The sequence below is a fragment of the Amycolatopsis thermalba genome (assembly GCF_003385215.1).
GTDB classification, from domain to species: Bacteria; Actinomycetota; Actinomycetes; order Mycobacteriales; family Pseudonocardiaceae; genus Amycolatopsis_E; species Amycolatopsis_E thermalba.
This window is the reverse complement of record NZ_PQHW01000017.1, coordinates 11,645-31,246: the sequence shown is the minus strand read 5'-3', so window position 1 is coordinate 31,246 and position 19,602 is coordinate 11,645. Positions and strand designations below refer to the sequence as shown.

Here is a 19,602-nt window from a genome sequence, read left to right as displayed (position 1 = left end):
CTCATCCTGTGGGTGCCGGCAACAGGTCCAGGATCTCCGACCAGGGCTTGCCGTACTCCAGCCGCCGCACCCGCACCCCGGCCTCGGCCAGCGTGTCCAGGTGCCGCCGCCAGGCCGGGTGCCGGAAGCGGGCGTCGGTGACCTGGTAGCCGACGATGATCGTGACGGCCGGGTCGCCGAGCACGTCACCCAGGACGGTGAGGGCCTGGTTGTCGGCGATGCCGAGCGCGAGTTTGGCGACCGAGTTGGCCGAGGCCGGTGCGAACAGGAAGACCGGCGGGTCCGGGTGCGGGCGCGGCTCACCGGGCAGGCGCGAGGCGGAGCGGACCGGCAGGTCGGTGAGCGCGGCCAGCCCGTCCAGCTCCCCGGCCGCGTCCAGCCAGCGGTGGGCGGTCGGCGTGAGCGTGACGGCGAGCCGGTGGCCGCGGGCGGCGGCCGGCGCGGCCAGCTCGGCGCGGAACCGGGTGTCCAGTCCCCCGCACGAGCTGCCGATCAGGCCGAGCAGGCTCACGGCTTGCGCAGCACGGCGCAGAACATCGCGTCCGTGCCGTGCCGGTGCGGCCACAGCTGCACGTATGGTCCCTCACCCAGGTGGGGCACGCCGGGGAAGAACTCGCGCGTGTCCAGCACCTCGGCCTTGGTGCGGCGGGCGATCTCGCCGACCACGCCCTCGGTCTCGGCCAGGTGCGGCGAGCAGACGACGTAGGCGACCACACCGCCGGGGCGGGTGAGGTCCAGCGCGGCGGTGAGCAGTTCGCCCTGCAGCCGGGTCAGGTCCGGCACGTCGGAGGGCTTGCGCCGCCAGCGGGCCTCCGGGCGGCGGCGCAGCGCGCCCAGCCCGGTGCACGGCGCGTCGACCAGGACGCGGTCGAAGCCCGGCTGCAGGCCGGTGTCCCGGCCGTCGGCGACGTGCACGGTCACCGGCAGGCCCTCGGTGGCCTGCTCGACGAGCTTCGCGCGGTGCGGGGCCTGCTCGACGGCGTCGACGTGCGCGCCCTGCGTCGCGGCGAGCGCGCCGAGCATCCCGGCCTTGCCGCCGGGGCCCGCGCACAGGTCCAGCCAGCGCTCGTCGGCGCCCTCCAGCGGCACCCGGGTGAGCGCGACGGCGCACAGCTGGCTGCCCTCGTCCTGCACCACGGCCAGGCGCTCGCGGATCGGCTCGGAGTCACCCGGGTCGCCCGAGCCGGCGGGCAGGTGCACACCGTAGGGCGAGTACGGGGCGACGTCGCCGCCGGTGATGGCGGCGAGTTCGTCGGCGCTGATCTCACCCGGGCGGGCGGCCAGGTGGACGGCCGGGCGGGCGTCGTCGGCCTCCAGCGCCGCCTGCAGGTCGTCGCCCTTGTCGCCGAGCGCCTCGGCGAACGCGCGCGCCACCCAGCGCGGGTGGGCGGTGCGCATCGCCAGGTGCCCGATCGGGTCCTTGTCGCGGTCCGGGGTGAGCTGCGCCATCCAGGCGTCCTCGTCCTGCTCGGAGATCTTGCGCAGGACGGCGTTGACGAACCCGGCGACGTGCGAGCCGGCGTCGGCGCGGGCCAGGTCGACCGTGGAGGTGACCGCGGCGTGCTGCGGGATGCGGGTGCGCAGCAGCTGGTAGGCGCCCAGGCGGAGGCAGTCCAGGACCGGGCCGTCGACCTTGTCCAGCGGGCGGTCCAGGCACGCGGCGATGATGGCGTCGAGCATGCCCTGGGCGCGGGAGGCGCCGTAGGCGAGTTCGGTGGCCAGCGCGGCGTCGCGGCCGGAGACGCGGTTGCGGCGGAGCAGGTCGGGCAGCACGAGGTTGGCGTAGGCGTCGCGCTGGCGGACGGCACGCAGCACGTCCAGCGCGACGCGGCGCGCCGGGTCCTCGGCCGGCGGGCGGCGGGGGCCCTGCTTGCGGGGCGCCGGGCGGCCGCGCTGGGGCCGGGAGGGCCTGCGCTCGTTCATGACAGCCGTTCTCCTTGCTCGATGCGGGTGCCGCGGGCCCAGTCGGTGGCCGCCATGCGTTTCTTGCCCTGTGCCTGGACCTCGCCCAGCCGCACCGGTTTCGTCGCCGTGCCGGCCAGGACGCGCTTGCGCTCGACGCGCAGCTCCCCCGGCTCCAGCGCGGGCTCGTCCACGACCGTGACCGGGCCGAGCTTGAGGCGCTCGCCGCGGAACTCCGTCCACGCGCCGGGTTCCGGGGTGACCGCGCGGATGTGGCGGTCGACCGCGTGCGCCGGGCCGGTGAACGAGACGCGCGCGTCGTCGACGGTGACCTTGGGGGCGTAGGTGACGCCGTCGGCGGGCTGGGGCACCGCCTGGACCTCGCCGTCCTCGATGCCGTCCAATGTGGACGCCAGCAGGCGGGCGCCGGAGACCGCGAGGCGGTCCAGGAGCGCGCCGGCGGTGTCGTCGTCGGCGATCTTCTCGGTGACCACGCCGAAGACGGGGCCGGCGTCGAGTTCCTTGACGATGCGGAAGGTGGAGGCGCCGGTGATCTCGTCGCCGGCGCGGATCGCCGCCTGCACCGGGGCGGCGCCGCGCCACGCGGGCAGCAGCGAGAAGTGCAGGTTGATCCAGCCGTGCCGCGGGATGTCCAGTGCGCGCTGGGGCAGGAGCGCCCCGTAGGCGACAACCGGGCAGGCGTCGGGCGCGAGTTCGGTCAGGCGCTGCAGGAAGTCGGGGTCGCCGGCCTTGGCCGGGGTGAGGACCTCGATGCCGTGCTCGTCGGCGAGCGCGCCGACGGGTGAGCGCAGGAGCTTGCGGCCCCGGCCGGCGGGCGCGTCGGGCCGCGTGACGACGGCGACGACCTCGTGCCGCGGCGAGTCGAGCAGCGCCCGCAGCGACGGCACGGCGGGTTCGGGGGTACCGGCGAAGACGAGGCGCATCAACGCACCTCGGCGACGGGTGTGGAGTGGGTGGGCATCGGAGCCAGTCTAGTGACCGGCCCCGGCGCCCCGCCCGGCCGGATCACGCGCCGGAACGTGGAACTCGCGCGCCCGAGTGTTCAACTCGCGCGCCGGAACGTGGGACACGCGCGCCCGAGTGTTCAACTCGCGCGCCGGAACGTGGGACACGCGCGCCCGAGTGTTCAACTCGCGCCCGGCGCGAGTCCCACGCTCACGCGCGCGAGTCCCACGCTCACGCGCGTGAGTTCCGCGTTCGCGGGCGTGACATCCGCGCTCAGGGTGCCGGGTGCACCACCTGCGCGGCTCCGCCGCCACGGCGCACCGGTTCGGCGGCGGCCAGCCAGCGGCCGTCCGGCAGGCGCTCCACGCCGGTGGCGGCGCCGATCTCGGCCGGGGACGTCGAGAACAGCTGGCCCCGCGCCCGCAGGTCGGACGATTCCCGCAGCGCGAGGAACGCCGGCTCGACCTGGGCGGGCCCGGAGTTGCGCTGCGAGGCCCGCGGCGCGGCGATCGCCTCCTCCAGGGTCAGCCCGCGGTCCAGCCTGCCGAGCAGCACCTGCAGCACCGTGGTGATGATCGACGCCCCACCGGGCGAACCGGCGGCCAGCAGCGGCTTGCCGTGCTCCAGGACGATCGTCGGCGCCATCGACGACCGCGGGCGCTTGCCGGGGCCGGGCAGGTTCGGGTCGGGCACGCCCGGGGTGACCGGGGTGAAGGAGAAGTCGGTCAGCTCGTTGTTCAGCAGGAAACCGCGGCCGGGCACCACGATGCCGCTGCCGCCCTCCTGCTCGATGGTCAGCGTGTAGGCGACCACGTTGCCCCACCTGTCGGCGACGGTCAGGTGCGTGGTGTTCTCGCCCTCGTACGGGGTCGGCGCCGCGGCACCCGCCGCGCACGGCTGCGGATGGCGCGGGTCCCCGGCGGCAACGGTGCCCACGGCCGCGCGGTCCGGGTCGATCAGGCACGCGCGACTGTCCGCGAACCGCTGGCTGAGCAGCTGACGGGCGGGCACGTCGACGAACGCCGGGTCGCCGATCCACCGGTTGCGGTCGGCGAAGGCCAGACGGCTGGCCTCCAGGAAGTGGTGCAGGTAGTCGGCCTCGCCGAAGCGGGCGACGTCGAAGTTCTCCAGGATGTTCAGCGCCTCGCCGACCGTGAGACCGCCCGAGGACGGCGCCGGCATGCCGTAGACGTCCAGGCCTCGGTAGCGCGTGTGGGTGGGTTCCCGCTCGATGGTGCGGTAGGCGGCGATGTCGTCGGTGGTGAGCTTGCCGGGCCGGACGTTCAGCCCGGCGGCCGGATCGACCGGCGGCTGCTGCACGGTCGCGGCGATCTCGTCGGCGATCGGGCCGCGGTAGAGCGCGCGGGCGCCCTGGCGGGCGAGCGTTTCGTAGGTGGCCGCGAGGTCCGGGTTGGTGAACGTGCTGCCGACCGCGGGCGGCGCGCCGCCGGGCAGGTACAGCTCGCGCGTGCTCGGGAACGCGGAGAAGCGCTCCGCGTTGCCGGCGATCTGCGTGTGGAACGTCTGGTCCACGGTGAAGCCGTCGCGGGCCAGACGCGCGGCGGGGCGCAGCATCTGGTTCAGCGACCGGGTGCCCCACTTGCGCAGCGCGTCCTGCCAGGTGGCGGGCGTGCCCGGGACGCCGACGGACAGGCCGCTGGTGACGGCCTCGTCGAACGGGATCGGCTCACCGTTCTCGACGAAGAGGTTCTCGTCGGCGGAGGCGGGCGCGGTCTCCCGGCCGTCGAGGGTGTGCACCTGGCGGGTGCGGGCGTCGTAGTAGACGAAGAACCCGCCGCCGCCGATGCCGGCCGAGAACGGGTCGGTGACGCCGAGGGCCGCGGCGGTGGCGACGGCCGCGTCGACCGCGTTGCCGCCGTCGGCCAGAACCCGGGTGCCGATGGCGGTGGCGTCGGCGTCGATGCTGGCGACCGCACCCCCGAACCCGATCGCGACGGGCTGTTTCGGCGGGGCCTGCTCGGCGTACGCCACGCCCGGGGCGAGCAGGACCGCACTGACGAGAACCGCGAGAGCACGCAGAGTCCGCATTTCCGGCAGTCTGCCCGGTTCCGGCCCCGCGCTCAACCGGAGGACGGGTGGCTTCGCCGGGCGTCAGATCAGCGCCAGCGGGTCCAGCTGGATGCGCACCGCCGCGGTTTCCTTCCGCGCGGCGCGTACCGCCTGCACCGCGGCCAGGCAGGACGCCAGCGCCCGGCCCTCGCCGCGGGGGACGCGGATCAGGGCGCGCTCCCGCTCGGAGCGGCCCTCCTCGTCGGGCTCGGTCAGCGGCACCGGGCCCAGGACCTCCGCCGACGGCGGGAGCTCCGTCTCCGCCAGCAGCGCCGCCACCGCCTCGGGGGTGCCCTCCACGCTCGCCATCCGCACCACCGGCGGGAACCCCAGCTCGCGCCGCTCCGCCAGTTCCCGCTCGGCGTGCCAGGCCGGGTCCCAGCGGACCAGGGCCTGCACCGGCGCCAGCGGGGCCTCCGCGCCGACGACCACCCGGCCGCCCACCGACGACGGCCGCACCAGGGCCGCCGCCGCCATCCACCGCCGCAGCGTCTCCTCCGCCGCCCGCAGGTCCTGCCGACCCAGCAACGCCCAGCCGTCCAGCAGCAGCGCCGCGCCGTACCCGCCCTCGGCCACCGGCTCCGCGCCGGGTGTGCAGACCACCAGCGCCGGCCGCCCGGGCACGGTCGCCAGCACCTCCCGCGCCCCCGACGTCCGCACCGGCACCCCCGGGAAGGCCCCGCCCAGCTCCTCGGCGGTCCGCTTCGCGCCGACGACCACGGCCCGCAGCCGCGCCGAACCACAGGCCGGGCACCGGAAATGCGCCTCCGGCGTGCCGCACCACCGGCAGCTCGGCGGGTGCGCCACGTCCGCGCCCGCCCCGCCCGACAGCCCGAGCGGACCGGCGCACCTGCGGCAGTGCGCGGGGGTGCGGCACTGCGCGCACGCCAGCGCGGGCACGTAGCCGCGCCGGGGCACCTGCACCAGCACCGGCGCCCCCGCGGACAGCGACTGCCGCGCGGCCTCGAACGCCACCGACGGCAACCGGGCCACGCGCGCCGCCTCGTCGCGCGCCACGTCGAAGTCCTCCCCGACCGGGGTCACCCGCGGCGCCGCTTTCCGCAGCTCGTCCCGCGATCCGGTGATCGGATGCGCCCACCGGGTTTCGACCAGCAGCTGGGCTTCCGCGGTCCGGGCGAACCCGCCGGCCACGAACGACGCGCCCTGGGCGTGCGCCCGCAACGCCAGCACGTCCCGCACCTGCGGGTAGGGCATGTGCGGGTCGGCGTGCAGGTCGTCGCCGTCGTCCCACACCACGAACAGCCCGGGGTCGGCGACCGGCGCGAACATCGCCGCGCGGGTCCCGACCACGATCGGCACCGCTCCCCGGGACACCGCGAGCCACCGCCGGTACCGCTCGGCCGGCCCGGTGTCGGCGGACAACGCGACCACGGCGCCGGCCCCCGCCACCCGCACGCAGGCGTCGTGCACCCGCGTCAGATCACGGTGGTCGGGCACCACCAGCAACACGCCCCGGCCACTGGCGGCGGCGAGAGCCGCCAGTTCGGCCAGCCTTGCCGGCCAGTCCTCCCCCGGCAGCGCCTGCCACACCGCGTGCGCCTGCCGTGCGGCCCGCACCGCGTCGGTGAACGACTCCCCGAACTGGTACCGCTGCCACGCCGTCACCGGAGGCGCCTCGGTCACCTCGGCGCGCTCCCGGGCGGGCTCGGACTCGGCCTTGGCGTGCCGGGGCGGGATCGCCAGCCGCAGCACGTCCATGAGGGTGCCGCCGTAGTGGTCGGCGACGCGGCGGGCCAGCGCGTACAGCGTCGGGGACAGCACTGGCTCGGGCGAGGTGACCCGCTCCAGGAACGCCAGCCGCCCCTTGTGCTCGGTGGTCGACGCGCGCTCGACGAGGAACCCGTCAACGAGCTGCCCGGCGAACCGCACCCGCACCCGGCAGCCGGGCACCGCGTCGGCGTCCAGCTTGTCCGGCACCTGGTAGTCGAACGTGCGGTCCAGGTGCGCCAGCGGCACGTCCACGACGACGCGGGCGACCGGGTCGTGCTCCGCCGGCTTCTGCTGCCCCTTCCGGGACGGTGGACGCTTCGCCGCGGCCCGTTTCGGGGGCGCGGGGAGGTCCCAGAGCGCGTCGGAAGAGGTCACGCTTGTTCTCTACCAGACGCGTCCCGGGGCTCAGGCCCCGGCGAGGGAGCGCAGCGCGTCGGCGCGGTCGGTGTTCTCCCACGGCAGCTTGACGTCGGTGCGGCCGAAGTGGCCGTACGCGGCGGTCGCGGCGTAGATCGGGTGCAGCAGGTCCAGGTCGCGGATGATCGCGGCGGGACGCAGGTCGAACACCTCGGTGATCGCGGCCTGGATCTTGGCCGGGTCGACCGTCTCGGTGCCGAAGGTCTCCACGAACAGGCCGACCGGCGAGGCCTTGCCGATCGCGTAGGCGACCTGCACCTCGATCCGCCCGGCCAGGCCCGCGGCGACGACGTTCTTGGCGACCCAGCGCATCGCGTAGGCCGCGGAGCGGTCCACCTTCGACGGGTCCTTGCCGGAGAACGCGCCACCACCGTGGCGGGCCATGCCGCCGTAGGTGTCCACGATGATCTTGCGGCCGGTCAGCCCGGCGTCGCCCATCGGGCCGCCGATCACGAACCGCCCGGTGGGGTTGACCAGCAGCTTCACGTCGCTGTGGTCGAGCTGGATCTCGTTCAGCTCGGGCATCACGACCTGCTCGCGCACGTCGACGCCGAGCATGGTGTCCAGGTCGATCCCGTCGGCGTGCTGGGTGGACACGACGACGGTGTCCAGCCGCACCGGCTGGTCGCCGGCGTACTCGATGGTGACCTGGGTCTTTCCGTCCGGGCGCAGGTAGGGCAGCACGCCGTCCTTGCGCACCCGGGCCAGCCGGCGGGACAGGCGGTGGGCCAGCGCGATCGGCAGCGGCATCAGCTCGGGCGTGTCGGAGCACGCGTAGCCGAACATCAGGCCCTGGTCGCCGGCGCCCTGCCGGTCGATCTCGTCGATCGCGTTCTCCACGCGCGACTCGTAGGCGGTGTCCACGCCCTGCGCGATGTCCGGGGACTGCGCGCCGATCGCGACGTTCACGCCGCACGAGTTGCCGTCGAAGCCCTTGGCGGAGGAGTCGTAGCCGATGTCGAGGATCCGCTCGCGCACGATCGTCGGGATGTCGGCGTAGGCCTCGGTGGTCACCTCGCCGGCGACGTGCACCTGCCCGGTGGTGATCAGCGTCTCCACGGCGACGCGGGAGCGCGGGTCCTTGGCCAGGAGGGCGTCCAGGATCGAGTCGCTGATGGCGTCACAGATCTTGTCCGGGTGCCCCTCGGTCACCGACTCCGAAGTGAACAACCTGCGGTTAGACGCGGTCACCACGCTCACATCCCATCAACTCTTCTGTCCCTCCGGCGTCCAGACTAGGCGCGCCGGTCAGTGCCTGATGAATTCCCCGACGGCGTCCCACACCGCGGCCGCCAGTTGCGCTTTGGAGCCCAGCGGGATGGGCCGCTCGGTGCCGTCGGCGGCCAGCAGCCAGCCGCCGTTCTCCTCGACCTCGAACGCCCTTCCATCCCCGACGGCGTTGAGAACCAGCAGGTCACAGCCCTTGCGCCGCAGTTTGGCACGGCCGTGGTCGAGTACGCTACCGCGCTCGTCACCCGTTTCCGCGGCGAAACCGACGATGACCTGTCCCGGCAATCGATTCGTGACCAGTTCCGCGAGAATGTCCGGATTCCGGGAAAGCGTGATGACCGGATCGGGCTGGTCGTCCGTTTTCTTGATTTTGTGGCCGGATCGGCTCGCGGGACGAAAATCGGCGACGGCGGCGGCCATCACGACGACGTCCGCCTCCTTGGCGGCCTCGGTGACGGCCTCGCGCATCTGCTCGGCGGTCGACACGCGCCGCAGCACGGCGCCGGCCGGCTCGGGCAGCTCCACGGTGTGGCCGGCCACCAGCGTGACCTCGGCGCCCCGCTGCGCGGCGACGCGGGCCAGCGCGTAGCCCTGCTTGCCCGACGAGCGGTTGCCCAGGTAGCGGACCGGGTCCAGCGGCTCGCGGGTGCCGCCGGCGGAGACGACGACGCGCAGGCCCTCCAGGTCGCGCGGCAGCGCCGCGGGCGCGGCCAGCAGCAGGCGGGCGAGGTCGACGATCTCGGCCGGGTCGGCCAGCCGTCCCTTGCCGGTGTCGGCGCCGGTGAGCCGTCCCGCGGCGGGTTCGGTGACCACGGCGCCCCGGGACCGCAGCAGCGCCACGTTGTCCCGGGTGGCCGGGTGCTCCCACATCTCGGTGTGCATCGCCGGGAAGAAGGCGACCGGGCAGCGCGCGGTGAGCAGCGTGCCGGTGAGCAGGTCGTCGGCACGGCCCTGGGCCGCACGGGCCAGCAGGTCCGCGGTCGCCGGGTCGACCAGCACGAGGTCCGCTTCCTTGCCGATGCGGACGTGCTGCACCTGGTCCACCTCGGTGAACACGCCGGTGTGCACCGGGTGGCCGGACAGCGCCTCGAAGGTGGCCGCGCCGACGAACTTCAGCGCGGCCTCGGTGGGCACCACGCGGACGTCGTGACCGGACTCGGTCAGCCCGCGCAGCACCTCACAGGCCTTGTAGGCGGCGATCCCGCCGCCCACCCCGAGCACGACGCGGGGTTTACTCACCCTCGGTGTGCTCGAGCAGGCCGGCGTGGATCTCGCGCAGCGCGATCGACAGCGGCTTCTCCCGCGGGCCCGGCTCCACGAGCGGGCCGACGTATTCGAGCAGCCCCTCGCCGAGCTGGGCGTAGTAGTCGTTGATCTGACGAGCGCGCTTCGCGGCGTAGATCACCAGCGCGTACTTCGAGCTGACCTTGGCCAGAAGGTCGTCGATCGGCGGGTTGGTGATGCCCTCGAGTTCCTCGCCGTAAATGCCGAGCGATGCGGTCACGCGCTTATGCTCCTGAGTTCTGTTCGTGAAGTCGGTGGTCTCCCCGCAGCAAGTCTAACAACTGCCGCGCGGCTTCCCCGACGTCGGCGTTCACCAGCCGCACGTCGAACTCCCCCGCCGCGGCGAGCTCGCGCTCGGCCTCGGCGAGACGGGCGGTGACGGCGGTCTCCTCCTCGGTGCCGCGGCCCTTGAGCCGGCCGACCAGCTCGTCCCAGGACGGCGGCATGAGCATGACCAGCCGGGCGTCCGGCATGGCCGCGCGCACCTGCCGCGCGCCCTGGAGTTCGATCTCCAGCACGGCGGGCCTGCCCTCGGCCAGCGCCCGCTCGACCGGTTCCCGGGGCGTGCCGTAGCAGTTGCCGGTGAACTCGGCGTGCTCGAGCAGCTCGCCCGCGGCGACCATCGCGTCGAACGTGGCGCGGTCGATGAAGTGGTAGTGCACCCCGTCGACCTCGCCGGGGCGGGGCGCCCGCGTGGTCACCGAAACACTGAAGTAGATGTCCGGGTCCAGCCGGCGCAGCGCGCCGACCACGCTGGACTTCCCGACCCCGGACGGGCCGGAGACGACCGTGAGCCGGCTCCGGGACCCACGTCGCGCCTGGTCCGGAGCCGGCTCACGGTGCGTCGCCGGGCCGGCATGCCCGCCGGCCCCGGTGACGCGGTCGCTGCCGGTGTCGCTCACTCGCCGCTGAACTCGGCCAGCAGCGCCTTGCGCTGCCGGTCACCAAGGCCGCGCAGCCGCCGGCTCGGTGCGATCTCCAGGCGCTCCATGGTCTGCTGAGCGCGCACCTTGCCGACGCCGGGGAGGGCTTCGAGCAGGGCGGAGACCTTCATCTTGCCGAGAACCTCGTCCTCGTCGGCCTGCTTCAGCACGTCGGTGAGCGTGGTGCCGCCTCGCTTGAGGCGCTCCTTCAGCTCAGCGCGGGCACGACGAGCGGCAGCGGCCTTCTCCAGCGCCGCCTTGCGCTGTTCCTCGGTCAGCTGGGGAAGTGCCACGTTTTCCTCCGTAGTACTCAAAATTCTGGGTGGGTGACGCGACGGTACCCACCCCGCGCCACCGGCCACAATGCGGGGGGTGGTCGCTCGGTTCCGGGACAGGGACCTGATATTGGCGCTATCCGGTCAGACTCGCCTGGGTGCGGCGCACCGCGTCGCGCAGCGCGACGGGGTCCGGACCGTGCCTGAGAACGTCCCTGGACGACGCGGGCAGCACCCCCGGCAGGTCCGCACCGAACAGGCGGCGAAGATCGTCCACGGTGGCTCCCTGGGCCCCGAAACCGGGCGCCAGGACCGGCCCGTTCAGCCCGGTCAGGTCGAGTTCCCCGGCCGGGATGGTGGCCCCCACGACGACGCCGACGTCGCCGAGGGAGGCGGCGCCGGCGTTGCACCGGGCCGCCTCGTCCACAATCGACTGTGCGACGGTCTTTCCGTTGGGCAGCAACGCGTTCTGCAGCGCGCCCGACTCCGGGTTGGAGGTGCGGGCGAGCACGAACAGGCCCTCGCCGGTGCCCAGCGCGGGCGCCAGCGAGCCGAACCCGAGGTAGGGCGAGACGGTGATCGCGTCCGCCCGGACCGGCGCGTCCGGGCCCAGGTAGGCCGCCGTGTAGGCGGCCATCGTCGACCCGATGTCGCCCCGTTTGACGTCCAGCAGGACCAGCGCGCCGCGGTCGCGGGCGTGCTCGGCCACGCGGGCCAGGACGGCCACCCCGGGCGGCCCGAAGGCCTCGAAGAAGGCCGACTGGGGCTTGACGACTGAGACCTCCTCGGCGAGGACGTCAACCGCCGTCAGGGCGAACTTCTCCAGCCCGCCCGGATCGCGGTCCAGGCCCCAGGCGTCGAGCAGGCCGGGGTGGGGGTCGATCCCCGCGCACAGGTTCCCGCGCGCGGCGACCGCCTCCACCAGCCGGGCGCCGAAGCCCGTCACGCTCACGCCTTGGCCCCCCTCACGACTTGGACCGCAGCGCGGCCTGCAGGTCCTGCAGGGACCGGACGCCGATGTCGCCCCGGATGAGCGCCTCGATGCCGTGCACGGCCGCCGCGGCGCCCTGCACGGTGGTGATGCACGGGATGTCCCGCGACACGGCCGCGGTGCGGATCTCGTAGCCGTCGATCCGCGGTCCGCTGTTGCCGTACGGGGTGTTGATCACCATGTCCACCTCGCCTGCGGTGATGACCTCGACCACGTTCGGCTCGCCGGGGGCGCTGCCCTCGGAGTACTTGCGGACCACCGTGCAGGGCACCCCGTTGCGCCGCAGCACCTCGGCGGTGCCCGAGGTCGCGAGGATCTCGAAGCCGAGATCGGCCAGGCGCTTGATCGGGAACACCAGGGCCCGCTTGTCGCGGTTGGCGACCGAGACGAACACCTTGCCCGACGTCGGCAGCGACCCGTAGGCCCCGGCCTGGGACTTCGCGAACGCCTCACCGAAGGAGGTGTCCACGCCCATGACCTCGCCGGTGGACTTCATCTCCGGCCCGAGCAGCGAGTCCACGCCCTTGCCCTCCGGCGTGCGGAAGCGGTGGAAGGGCAGGACCGCCTCCTTGACCGCGACCGGCGCGTCGATCGGCAGGTGCCCCCCGTCGCCCTCGGCGGGCAGCACGCCGCGGGTGCGCAGGTCCTTGATCGAGGAGCCGGTCATGATCAGCGACGCCGCCTTGGCCAGCTGGACGCCGGTCGCCTTGGACACGAACGGCACGGTGCGGCTGGCGCGCGGGTTGGCCTCCAGGACGTAGAGCACGTCGTCCTTGAGCGCGTACTGCACGTTGAGCAGGCCGCGCACGCCGACGCCGCGGGCGATCGCCTCGGTGGAGGCGCGCACCGCCTCGACGTCCTGGCGGCCCAGCGTGATCGGCGGCAGCGCGCACGAGGAGTCGCCGGAGTGGATGCCGGCCTCCTCGATGTGCTCCATGACGCCGCCCAGGTACAGCTCCTCGCCGTCGAACAGGGCGTCCACGTCGATCTCGATGGCGTCGTCGAGGAACCGGTCCACCAGCACCGGGTGCTCGGGGGTGACCTCGGTGGCGCGCTGGATGTAGCCGGCCAGGGAGGCCTCGTCGTAGACGATCTCCATGCCGCGGCCGCCGAGCACGTAGGAGGGCCGCACCAGGACCGGGTAGCCGATCTCGTCGGCGATCCGCTTGGCGCCCTCGAACGAGGTGGCGGTGCCGTACTTCGGGGCGGGCAGGCCCGCGGCCATCAGCACGTCGCCGAACGCGCCGCGGTCCTCGGCCAGGTTGATCGCCTCCGGCGAGGTGCCCACGATCGGCACGCCGGCGTCGGCCAGCCGCTGGGCCAGCTTTAGCGGGGTCTGGCCGCCGAGCTGGACGATCACCCCGGCCACGGTGCCCGAGCGCTGCTCGGCGTAGACGACCTCGAGCACGTCCTCGAAGGTCAGCGGCTCGAAGTAGAGGCGGTCGGAGGTGTCGTAGTCGGTCGACACCGTCTCCGGGTTGCAGTTGACCATGACGGCCTCGAACCCGGCCTCGCGCAGCGCCAGCGCGGCGTGCACGCACGAGTAGTCGAACTCGATGCCCTGGCCGATGCGGTTCGGGCCGGAGCCCAGGATCAGCACCTTGGGCTTGTCCGGCTGGGCGGCGACCTCGGATTCGGCCGCGGGGTCGGACTCGTAGGCCGAGTAGTGGTACGGCGTCTTCGCGGCGAACTCGGCCGCGCAGGTGTCCACCGTCTTGTACACCGGCCGCACGCCGAGGCGGTGCCGCAGCGCGCGCACGCCGTCCTCACCGGCCAGCTCCGGCCGCAGCGCGGCGATCTGCTGGTCGGACAGGCCGACGCGCTTGGCCTCGCGCAGCAGCGGCGCGTCCAGCACCGGGGCGTCGCGCACCTCGGCGCCGACCTCGCCGATCAGCGCGATCTGGTCGATGAACCACGGGTCGATGCCGCTGGCCTCGTGCACCTGCTGCACGGTGGCGCCCAGGCGCAGGGCGCGCTCGACCGCGTAGAGGCGGCCGTCGTGCGGGGTGCGCAGCGCTTCGAGCGTGTTCTCCAGCGTGGCGCCCTCGGGGTCCGGAGTGGTCCAGAACCCGGCCGCCTTGGTGTCGATCGAGCGCAGCGCCTTGCCCAGCGCCTCCGGGAAGCTGCGGCCCAGCGCCATCGCCTCGCCGACGCTCTTCATCGTGGTGGTCAGCTCCGGGTCGGCGCCCGGGAACTTCTCGAACGCGAACCGCGGCACCTTGACCACGACGTAGTCCAGGGTCGGCTCGAACGAGGCCGGGGTCTCGCCGGTGATGTCGTTGCGGATCTCGTCCAGCGAGTAGCCGATGGCCAGCTTCGCGGCGATCTTGGCGATCGGGAAGCCGGTGGCCTTCGACGCCAGCGCACTGGAGCGGGACACGCGCGGGTTCATCTCGATGACGACCATCCGGCCGTCGCGCGGGTTGATCGCGAACTGGATGTTGCAGCCGCCGGTGTCGACGCCGACCTCGCGCAGCACGGCGATGCCCACGTCTCGCATGTGCTGGTACTCGCGGTCGGTCAGGGTCATCGCCGGGGCGACGGTCACCGAGTCACCGGTGTGCACGCCCATCGCGTCGATGTTCTCGATCGAGCAGATCACCACCACGTTGTCGTGGCGGTCGCGCATCAGCTCGAGCTCGTACTCCTTCCAGCCGAGCACGCTCTCCTCGATGAGCACCTCGGTGACCGGCGACTCGGCCAGGCCGATGGAGGCCAGGCGCTCCAGCTCCTCGTCGGTGTGCGCCATGCCCGATCCCAGGCCGCCCATGGTGAACGAGGGCCGGATGACGACCGGCAGGCCCAGCTCGGCGACGGTCTCGCGGACCTCGTCCATCGAGTGGCACACGCGGCTGCGCGGCACGTCGCCGCCGATGGCGCGCACGATGTCCTTGAACTTCTGCCGGTCCTCGCCGCGCTGGATGGCGTCGATGTCGGCGCCGATCAGCTCGACGCCGTACTTCTCCAGCACGCCGCGCTCGTGCAGCGCGACGGCGGTGTTCAGCGCGGTCTGCCCGCCGAGGGTCGCCAGCAGGGCGTCGGGGCGCTCGGCCGCGATGACCTTCTCCACGAAGTCCGGGGTGACCGGCTCGATGTAGGTCGAGTCGGCGAACTCCGGGTCGGTCATGATCGTGGCCGGGTTGGAGTTCACCAGCGAGACCCGCAGGCCCTCCTGGCGCAGCACCCGGCAGGCCTGCGTGCCCGAGTAGTCGAACTCGGCGGCCTGGCCGATGACGATCGGGCCGGATCCGATGACGAGCACGTGCTCGATGTCTGTACGTTTCGGCATCAGCGGCTCTTCTTCTCCATCAGGGTCACGAACTCGTCGAACAGCGGCGCGGCGTCGTGCGGGCCGGCGGCCGCCTCGGGGTGGTACTGCACCGAGAAGGCCGGCACGTCCGCGCAGCGCACGCCCTCGACCGTGTCGTCGTTGGGGCAGTAGTGGCTGACCCGGGCGGCGCCGAAGGGCGAGTCGAACCGCTGCCCGGGCTCACCCTCCAGGGCGAAGCCGTGGTTCTGCGCGGTGATCGCCACCCGCCCGGTCTCCACGTCGATCACCGGGATGTTGATGCCCCGGTGGCCGTAGCGCATCTTGTAGGTGCCCAGCCCCAGCGCGCGGCCGAGGATCTGGTTGCCGAAGCAGATGCCGAACAGCGGGATCTCGCGGCGCAGGACCTCCTCGGTCAGCGCGACCGCGTGGTCCTGCGTGGCCGGGTCGCCGGGGCCGTTGGACAGGAACACCCCGTCCGGCTCGACGGCCAGCAGCTCCTCGGCCGAGCTGGTCGAGGGCAGCACGTGCAGCTCGATGCCGCGGCGGCTCATCTGGCGCGGGGTGTTGGACTTGATGCCCAGGTCCAGCGCGGCGACGCGGAAGCGGCGCTCGCCCTCCGGCGCGACGACGTAGGGCTCCTTGGTGGTGACTTCGCCGGCCAGGTCGGCGCCCTTCATCGGCGGGCTCGCCAGCACCTGGGCGGTCATCGCCTCCTCGGTGTCCAGCGCGTCGCCGGAGAACACGCCGGCCCGCATCGCGCCCCGCTCACGCAGGTGGCGGGTCAGGGTGCGGGTGTCGACGCCGCTGATGCCGACCACGCCCTGGCGGGCCAGCTCCTCGTCGAGCGTGCGGCGGGACCGCCAGTTCGACGGGGTCCGGGCCGGGTCGCGCACGACGTAGCCGGACACCCAGATGCGGGCGGACTCGTCGTCCTCGTCGTTCCAGCCGGTGTTGCCGATCTGCGGCGCGGTCTGCACCACGATCTGGCGGTGGTAGGACGGATCGGTCAGCGTCTCCTGGTAGCCGGTCATCCCGGTGCAGAACACGGCCTCGCCCAGCGTGCGGCCCTGGGCGCCGTAGGCCGATCCGCGGAACACCCGCCCGTCCTCCAGCACCAATGCGGCCGGTGTCCTGGTGCCCACGGTCACTGGGCCCCTCCCTTGATCTCTCGTTCGGACAAGCTTTCGATCCACTGTGGATAGACGTCGAGGTCGTCGCCGCGGAAGCCGGTGTCCAGCTCCTTGTCACCGAGCCGCCAGGTGATGACGATCAGGCTGTCGGTGCCCATCACCTTCCCGGCGATCCCGCTCGCGCGCTTGACCTCCACAATGGACTCGCGCGGGATGAAGAACCCGGGCGCGCCGGCCCGGTCGATCTCCACGCCGTCGCGGTAGAGCCGCAGCACCGCCCGCCCGCGCAGGCCGACCCCGCGCGTGACGATGCGATCCTGCCAGTCACCCGCCGTGGTGGTGCTCACGTAGAGCCCCTTGGCCGGCGGCAGCAGCTCCTCCCCCGGCTCGGCGGGGGTCTGCGGGAACGGCGGCAGCTGCGCGCTCTGCGAGCGCGCGCGGCGCCGCCAGCTTCGTCGCATGGCCCAGAGGCCGAGCAGGAAGCAGGCGAACACCAGCAGGGTGAGCAGCAACCGTTCCATCAGCAGATCTTCCCTTCGCGGGCGGTCACGCGCCCGCGCAGCAGCGTCGCGGTCACCACGGCGGGCAACCGCATTCCCTCGTACGGGGTGTTGGCGGCGAGGCTGGCCAGCTCCGCCCCCCGCACGGTCCATTGTGCGCCCGGGTCGACCAGCGCGAGGTTGGCGGGTTCGCCCACGGCGAGCGGTCGTCCCTGGTCAGGCAGGCCGGCGATCTCCGCGGGGCGCTCGCTCATGACCTTCGCCACGCCGCGCCAGTCCAGCAGGCCGGTCTCCACCATGGTGGCGGCGACCACGGACAGCGCCGTCTGCAGGCCGAGCATGCCGGGGCGGGCCGCCGACCACTCGCAGTCCTTGTCCTGCGGCGCGTGCGGGGCGTGGTCGGTGGCGACGCAGTCGATGACGCCCTCGGCCAGCGCGGCGCGCAGCTTCTCGACGTCGGCGTCGGTGCGCAGCGGCGGGTTGACCTTGTTCACCGGGTCGTAGGTGGCCAGGCGCTCGTCGGTGAGCAGCAGGTGGTGCGGCGTGACCTCGGCGGACACCCGGGTACCGCGGTCTTTCGCCCAGCGCAGCACGTCGGCGGTGCCACTCGTGGAGACGTGGCAGACGTGCAGGCGGGCGCCGGCGTGCTCGGCGAGCAGGCAGTCACGCGCGACGATCGACTCCTCGGCCGAGGCGGGCCAGCCCGCGTAGCCCAGGCGCGAGGCCTGCGCGCCCTCGTGGGCCTGCGCGCCGACGGTCAGCCGCGGCTCCTCGGCGTGCTGCGCGATGACCACGTCCAGCGCGGTGGAGTACTCCAGGGCGCGGCGCATGATGAGCGGGTCGTGCACGCAGTGGCCGTCGTCGGAGAAGACCCGGACCCCGGCGGCGGACTTCGCCATCGTGCCCAGCTCGGCCAGCCGCTCCCCCCGCAGGCCGACGGTCACGGCGCCGACCGGGTGCACGTCGACCAGGCCTACCTCGCGGCCGCGGCGCCACACGTGCTCGACGATCACCGCGTTGTCGGCGACCGGGTCGGTGTTGGCCATCGCGAAGACCGCGGTGTAGCCGCCGAGCGCGGCCGCGGCCGAGCCGGTCTCGATGGTCTCGGTGTCCTCGCGGCCGGGTTCGCGCAGGTGGGTGTGCAGGTCGACGAAGCCGGGCAGCAGGACCTGGCCGTCCGCCTCGATCACCTCGGCGTCCTCGGAAACGGACCCGATCGCTGTGTCTATCCGACTGATGGTGCCGTTCGCGACCAGGACGTCGGCCGGGTCGCCCTCGCCGTAGAGCCGGGCGCCCTTGATCAGAACCTGGTTCACTTCGCGTCTTCCTCTCCGGCGAGCAGGTGGTAGAGCACGGCCATCCGCACGTGCACCCCGTTGCGGACCTGTTCGGTGATGGCCGCGGACGGCGCGTCGGCGACCGCGGAGGCGATCTCCATGCCGCGCAGCATCGGCCCGGGGTGCAGCACCACGGCGTGCTCGGGCAGCAGCCGCAGCCGCGCCTCGTTCAGGCCGTAGGCGATCGAGTACTCGCGCGCCGACGGGAAGAACCCGCCGTGCATCCGCTCCGCCTGGACCCGCAGCATCATGACCGCGTCCAGGGCGGGCAGCTCGGCGTCCAGGTCGTGCGACACGGTCACCGGCAGCGCGCTCACCCCGGCGGGCAGCAGCGTGGGCGGGGCGACGAGCACCACCTCGGCGCCGAGCGCGGACAGCAGGTGGATGTTGGACCGGGCGACCCGGCTGTGCAGCACGTCGCCGACGATCGCGATGCGGCGGTCCTTGATGCCGCCGAGCCGTTCCCGCAGGGTCGCGGCGTCGAGCAGGGCCTGGGTGGGGTGCTCGTGCATGCCGTCACCGGCGTTGACGACCGAGGTGCCGGTGCCCTCCAGCCAGCCGACCAGGCGCTGTGCGGCCCCGGAGGCGGGGTGGCGGACGATGACGCAGTCGGCACCGGCGGCGGACAGGGTCAGTGCGGTGTCCCGCAGCGACTCGCCCTTGCCGACCGAGGAGCCGCCCGCCGAGACGTTCACCACGTCCGCGCTCATCCACTTGCCGGCGATCTCGAACGAGACCCGGGTGCGGGTGGAGTTCTCGTAGAACATGGTGATGACCGTGCGGCCGCGCAGCGTCGGCAGCTTGCGGACCTCGCGGCCGAGCAGGGTGCGCTTGAGGCCGTCGGCGGTGTCCAGCACCGCGGTCGCCAGGTCGGGGTCCAGGCCTTCGGTGGCCAGCAGGTGCTTCATGCCTTCGCTTCCCCCTCGCGCAGCAGCACCGCGTCGCGCCCATCCACGTCGGACAGCAGGACGGCGACGTCTTCGGCGCGCGCGGTCGGGATGTTCTTGCCCACGTAGTCGGCCCGGATCGGGAACTCGCGGTGCCCGCGGTCGACGAGGACGGCCAGCTGCACGGCGCGGGGGCGGCCGTGGTCGCGCAGGGCGTCCAGCGCCGCGCGCACGGTCCGGCCGGAGAACAGCACGTCGTCGACCAGGATCACCACGCGGTCGTCGATGCCGGTGTCGGGCAGGGTGGTGTCCGCGAGCGGCCGCGTCGGGCGGCGGCGCAGGTCGTCGCGGTAGAGGGTGATGTCCAGGGCGCCCGTGGGGACCTCGACGCCGGAGAACTCGGCGATCCGCTCGGCCAGCCGGGCCGCGAGCGAGGTGCCCCGGGTCGGGATGCCCAGGAGAACGGGAGGTGCGCCCGTGCCGCCGTCGAGGGCGGTCTTCTCGATGACCTGATGGGCCATCCGGGCGATGGTGCGCGCGACATCACCGGCGGAGAGCAGCTCGCGCTCGCCACCTGGTGCTGCCGCGTCACGAGGGCGTGACGCCACAGCGGACTCCTTCCCCGCCTCACCGGACGGGTCCTTAAAGGACGTCGATCTCCTGCTTGCCGAGGAAATCGACCCGATGT

General features: G+C 73.5%; 17 protein-coding genes. All 17 read right to left on the bottom strand.

Going from position 1 to position 19,602, the window contains the following annotated elements; translation table 11 throughout:
• Position 1 precedes the first annotated feature (1 nt).
• Positions 2–511: a flavoprotein gene (locus D0D15_RS10030; protein WP_094008106.1), complete on the bottom strand. Its 510-nt coding sequence runs from the start codon at positions 509–511 to the stop codon at positions 2–4.
• On the bottom strand, positions 508–1,923 hold the full coding sequence (locus D0D15_RS10025; protein ID WP_094008107.1) for an RsmB/NOP family class I SAM-dependent RNA methyltransferase: 1,416 nt from the start codon (positions 1,921–1,923) through the stop codon (positions 508–510). The genes D0D15_RS10030 and D0D15_RS10025 overlap by 4 nt, the downstream gene beginning before the upstream one ends.
• Positions 1,920–2,846 carry a methionyl-tRNA formyltransferase gene (fmt, locus tag D0D15_RS10020; RefSeq protein WP_094008108.1) on the bottom strand — a complete coding sequence of 309 codons (927 nt, stop codon included), beginning with the start codon at positions 2,844–2,846 and terminating at the stop codon, positions 1,920–1,922. Before fmt ends, D0D15_RS10025 begins: the two co-directional genes overlap by 4 nt.
• A gap of 295 nt (positions 2,847–3,141) precedes the next feature.
• Complete coding sequence (gene ggt / locus D0D15_RS10010; protein WP_094008110.1) at positions 3,142–4,917, bottom strand: gamma-glutamyltransferase; 1,776 nt, start codon at positions 4,915–4,917, stop codon at positions 3,142–3,144.
• A 63-nt stretch (positions 4,918–4,980) separates the two neighbouring features.
• A complete protein-coding gene (locus D0D15_RS10005) occupies positions 4,981–7,044 on the bottom strand; it encodes a primosomal protein N' (protein ID WP_115944383.1) in 2,064 nt (687 codons plus the stop codon).
• 30 nt (positions 7,045–7,074) lie between these two features.
• Positions 7,075–8,277: a methionine adenosyltransferase gene (gene metK, locus D0D15_RS10000; RefSeq protein ID WP_094008134.1), complete on the bottom strand. Its 1,203-nt coding sequence runs from the start codon at positions 8,275–8,277 to the stop codon at positions 7,075–7,077.
• A gap of 57 nt (positions 8,278–8,334) precedes the next feature.
• Positions 8,335–9,555, bottom strand: a complete 1,221-nt coding sequence (coaBC, locus tag D0D15_RS09995) for a bifunctional phosphopantothenoylcysteine decarboxylase/phosphopantothenate--cysteine ligase CoaBC (RefSeq protein WP_244214944.1) — start codon at positions 9,553–9,555, stop codon at positions 8,335–8,337.
• A complete protein-coding gene (gene rpoZ / locus D0D15_RS09990; RefSeq protein WP_017983069.1) occupies positions 9,548–9,820 on the bottom strand; it encodes a DNA-directed RNA polymerase subunit omega in 273 nt (90 codons plus the stop codon). Before rpoZ ends, coaBC begins: the two co-directional genes overlap by 8 nt.
• Before the next feature lie 4 nt (positions 9,821–9,824).
• A complete protein-coding gene (gene gmk, locus D0D15_RS09985) occupies positions 9,825–10,502 on the bottom strand; it encodes a guanylate kinase (protein WP_094008113.1) in 678 nt (225 codons plus the stop codon).
• Positions 10,499–10,816 carry an integration host factor, actinobacterial type gene (gene mihF, locus D0D15_RS09980; RefSeq protein ID WP_017983071.1) on the bottom strand — a complete coding sequence of 106 codons (318 nt, stop codon included), beginning with the start codon at positions 10,814–10,816 and terminating at the stop codon, positions 10,499–10,501. Before mihF ends, gmk begins: the two co-directional genes overlap by 4 nt.
• 118 nt (positions 10,817–10,934) lie before the next feature.
• A complete protein-coding gene (gene pyrF / locus D0D15_RS09975; RefSeq protein ID WP_094008135.1) occupies positions 10,935–11,744 on the bottom strand; it encodes an orotidine-5'-phosphate decarboxylase in 810 nt (269 codons plus the stop codon).
• A gap of 19 nt (positions 11,745–11,763) precedes the next feature.
• Positions 11,764–15,078 carry a carbamoyl-phosphate synthase large subunit gene (gene carB / locus D0D15_RS09970; protein ID WP_094008114.1) on the bottom strand — a complete coding sequence of 1,105 codons (3,315 nt, stop codon included), beginning with the start codon at positions 15,076–15,078 and terminating at the stop codon, positions 11,764–11,766.
• Positions 15,078–16,208 carry a glutamine-hydrolyzing carbamoyl-phosphate synthase small subunit gene (carA, locus tag D0D15_RS09965; protein WP_094008115.1) on the bottom strand — a complete coding sequence of 377 codons (1,131 nt, stop codon included), beginning with the start codon at positions 16,206–16,208 and terminating at the stop codon, positions 15,078–15,080. Before carA ends, carB begins: the two co-directional genes overlap by 1 nt.
• A complete protein-coding gene (locus D0D15_RS09960) occupies positions 16,205–16,711 on the bottom strand; it encodes a PH-like domain-containing protein (protein WP_094008116.1) in 507 nt (168 codons plus the stop codon). The genes carA and D0D15_RS09960 overlap by 4 nt, the downstream gene beginning before the upstream one ends.
• Positions 16,711–18,006 carry a dihydroorotase gene (locus D0D15_RS09955; RefSeq protein WP_094008117.1) on the bottom strand — a complete coding sequence of 432 codons (1,296 nt, stop codon included), beginning with the start codon at positions 18,004–18,006 and terminating at the stop codon, positions 16,711–16,713. Before D0D15_RS09955 ends, D0D15_RS09960 begins: the two co-directional genes overlap by 1 nt.
• Positions 18,003–18,935 (bottom strand): aspartate carbamoyltransferase catalytic subunit, encoded by a 933-nt coding sequence (locus D0D15_RS09950; RefSeq protein ID WP_094008118.1) that lies wholly within the window; start codon positions 18,933–18,935, stop codon positions 18,003–18,005. The genes D0D15_RS09955 and D0D15_RS09950 overlap by 4 nt, the downstream gene beginning before the upstream one ends.
• The gene (gene pyrR / locus D0D15_RS09945; RefSeq protein ID WP_094008119.1) at positions 18,932–19,522 is read right to left on the bottom strand and encodes a bifunctional pyr operon transcriptional regulator/uracil phosphoribosyltransferase PyrR; all 591 of its coding nucleotides are present in this window, start codon (positions 19,520–19,522) and stop codon (positions 18,932–18,934) included. The genes D0D15_RS09950 and pyrR overlap by 4 nt, the downstream gene beginning before the upstream one ends.
• Positions 19,523–19,602: the final 80 nt, after the last annotated feature.

Coding starts and splice junctions, on each gene's coding strand:
- fmt (WP_094008108.1), bottom strand. CDS start 2,846: ATGCGCCTCGTCTTCGCCGGTACCCCCGAACCCGCCGTGCCGTCGCTG.
- D0D15_RS09950 (WP_094008118.1), bottom strand. CDS start 18,935: ATGAAGCACCTGCTGGCCACCGAAGGCCTGGACCCCGACCTGGCGACC.
- D0D15_RS09960 (WP_094008116.1), bottom strand. CDS start 16,711: ATGGAACGGTTGCTGCTCACCCTGCTGGTGTTCGCCTGCTTCCTGCTC.
- D0D15_RS10025 (WP_094008107.1), bottom strand. CDS start 1,923: ATGAACGAGCGCAGGCCCTCCCGGCCCCAGCGCGGCCGCCCGGCGCCC.
- ggt (WP_094008110.1), bottom strand. CDS start 4,917: ATGCGGACTCTGCGTGCTCTCGCGGTTCTCGTCAGTGCGGTCCTGCTC.
- carB (WP_094008114.1), bottom strand. CDS start 15,078: ATGCCGAAACGTACAGACATCGAGCACGTGCTCGTCATCGGATCCGGC.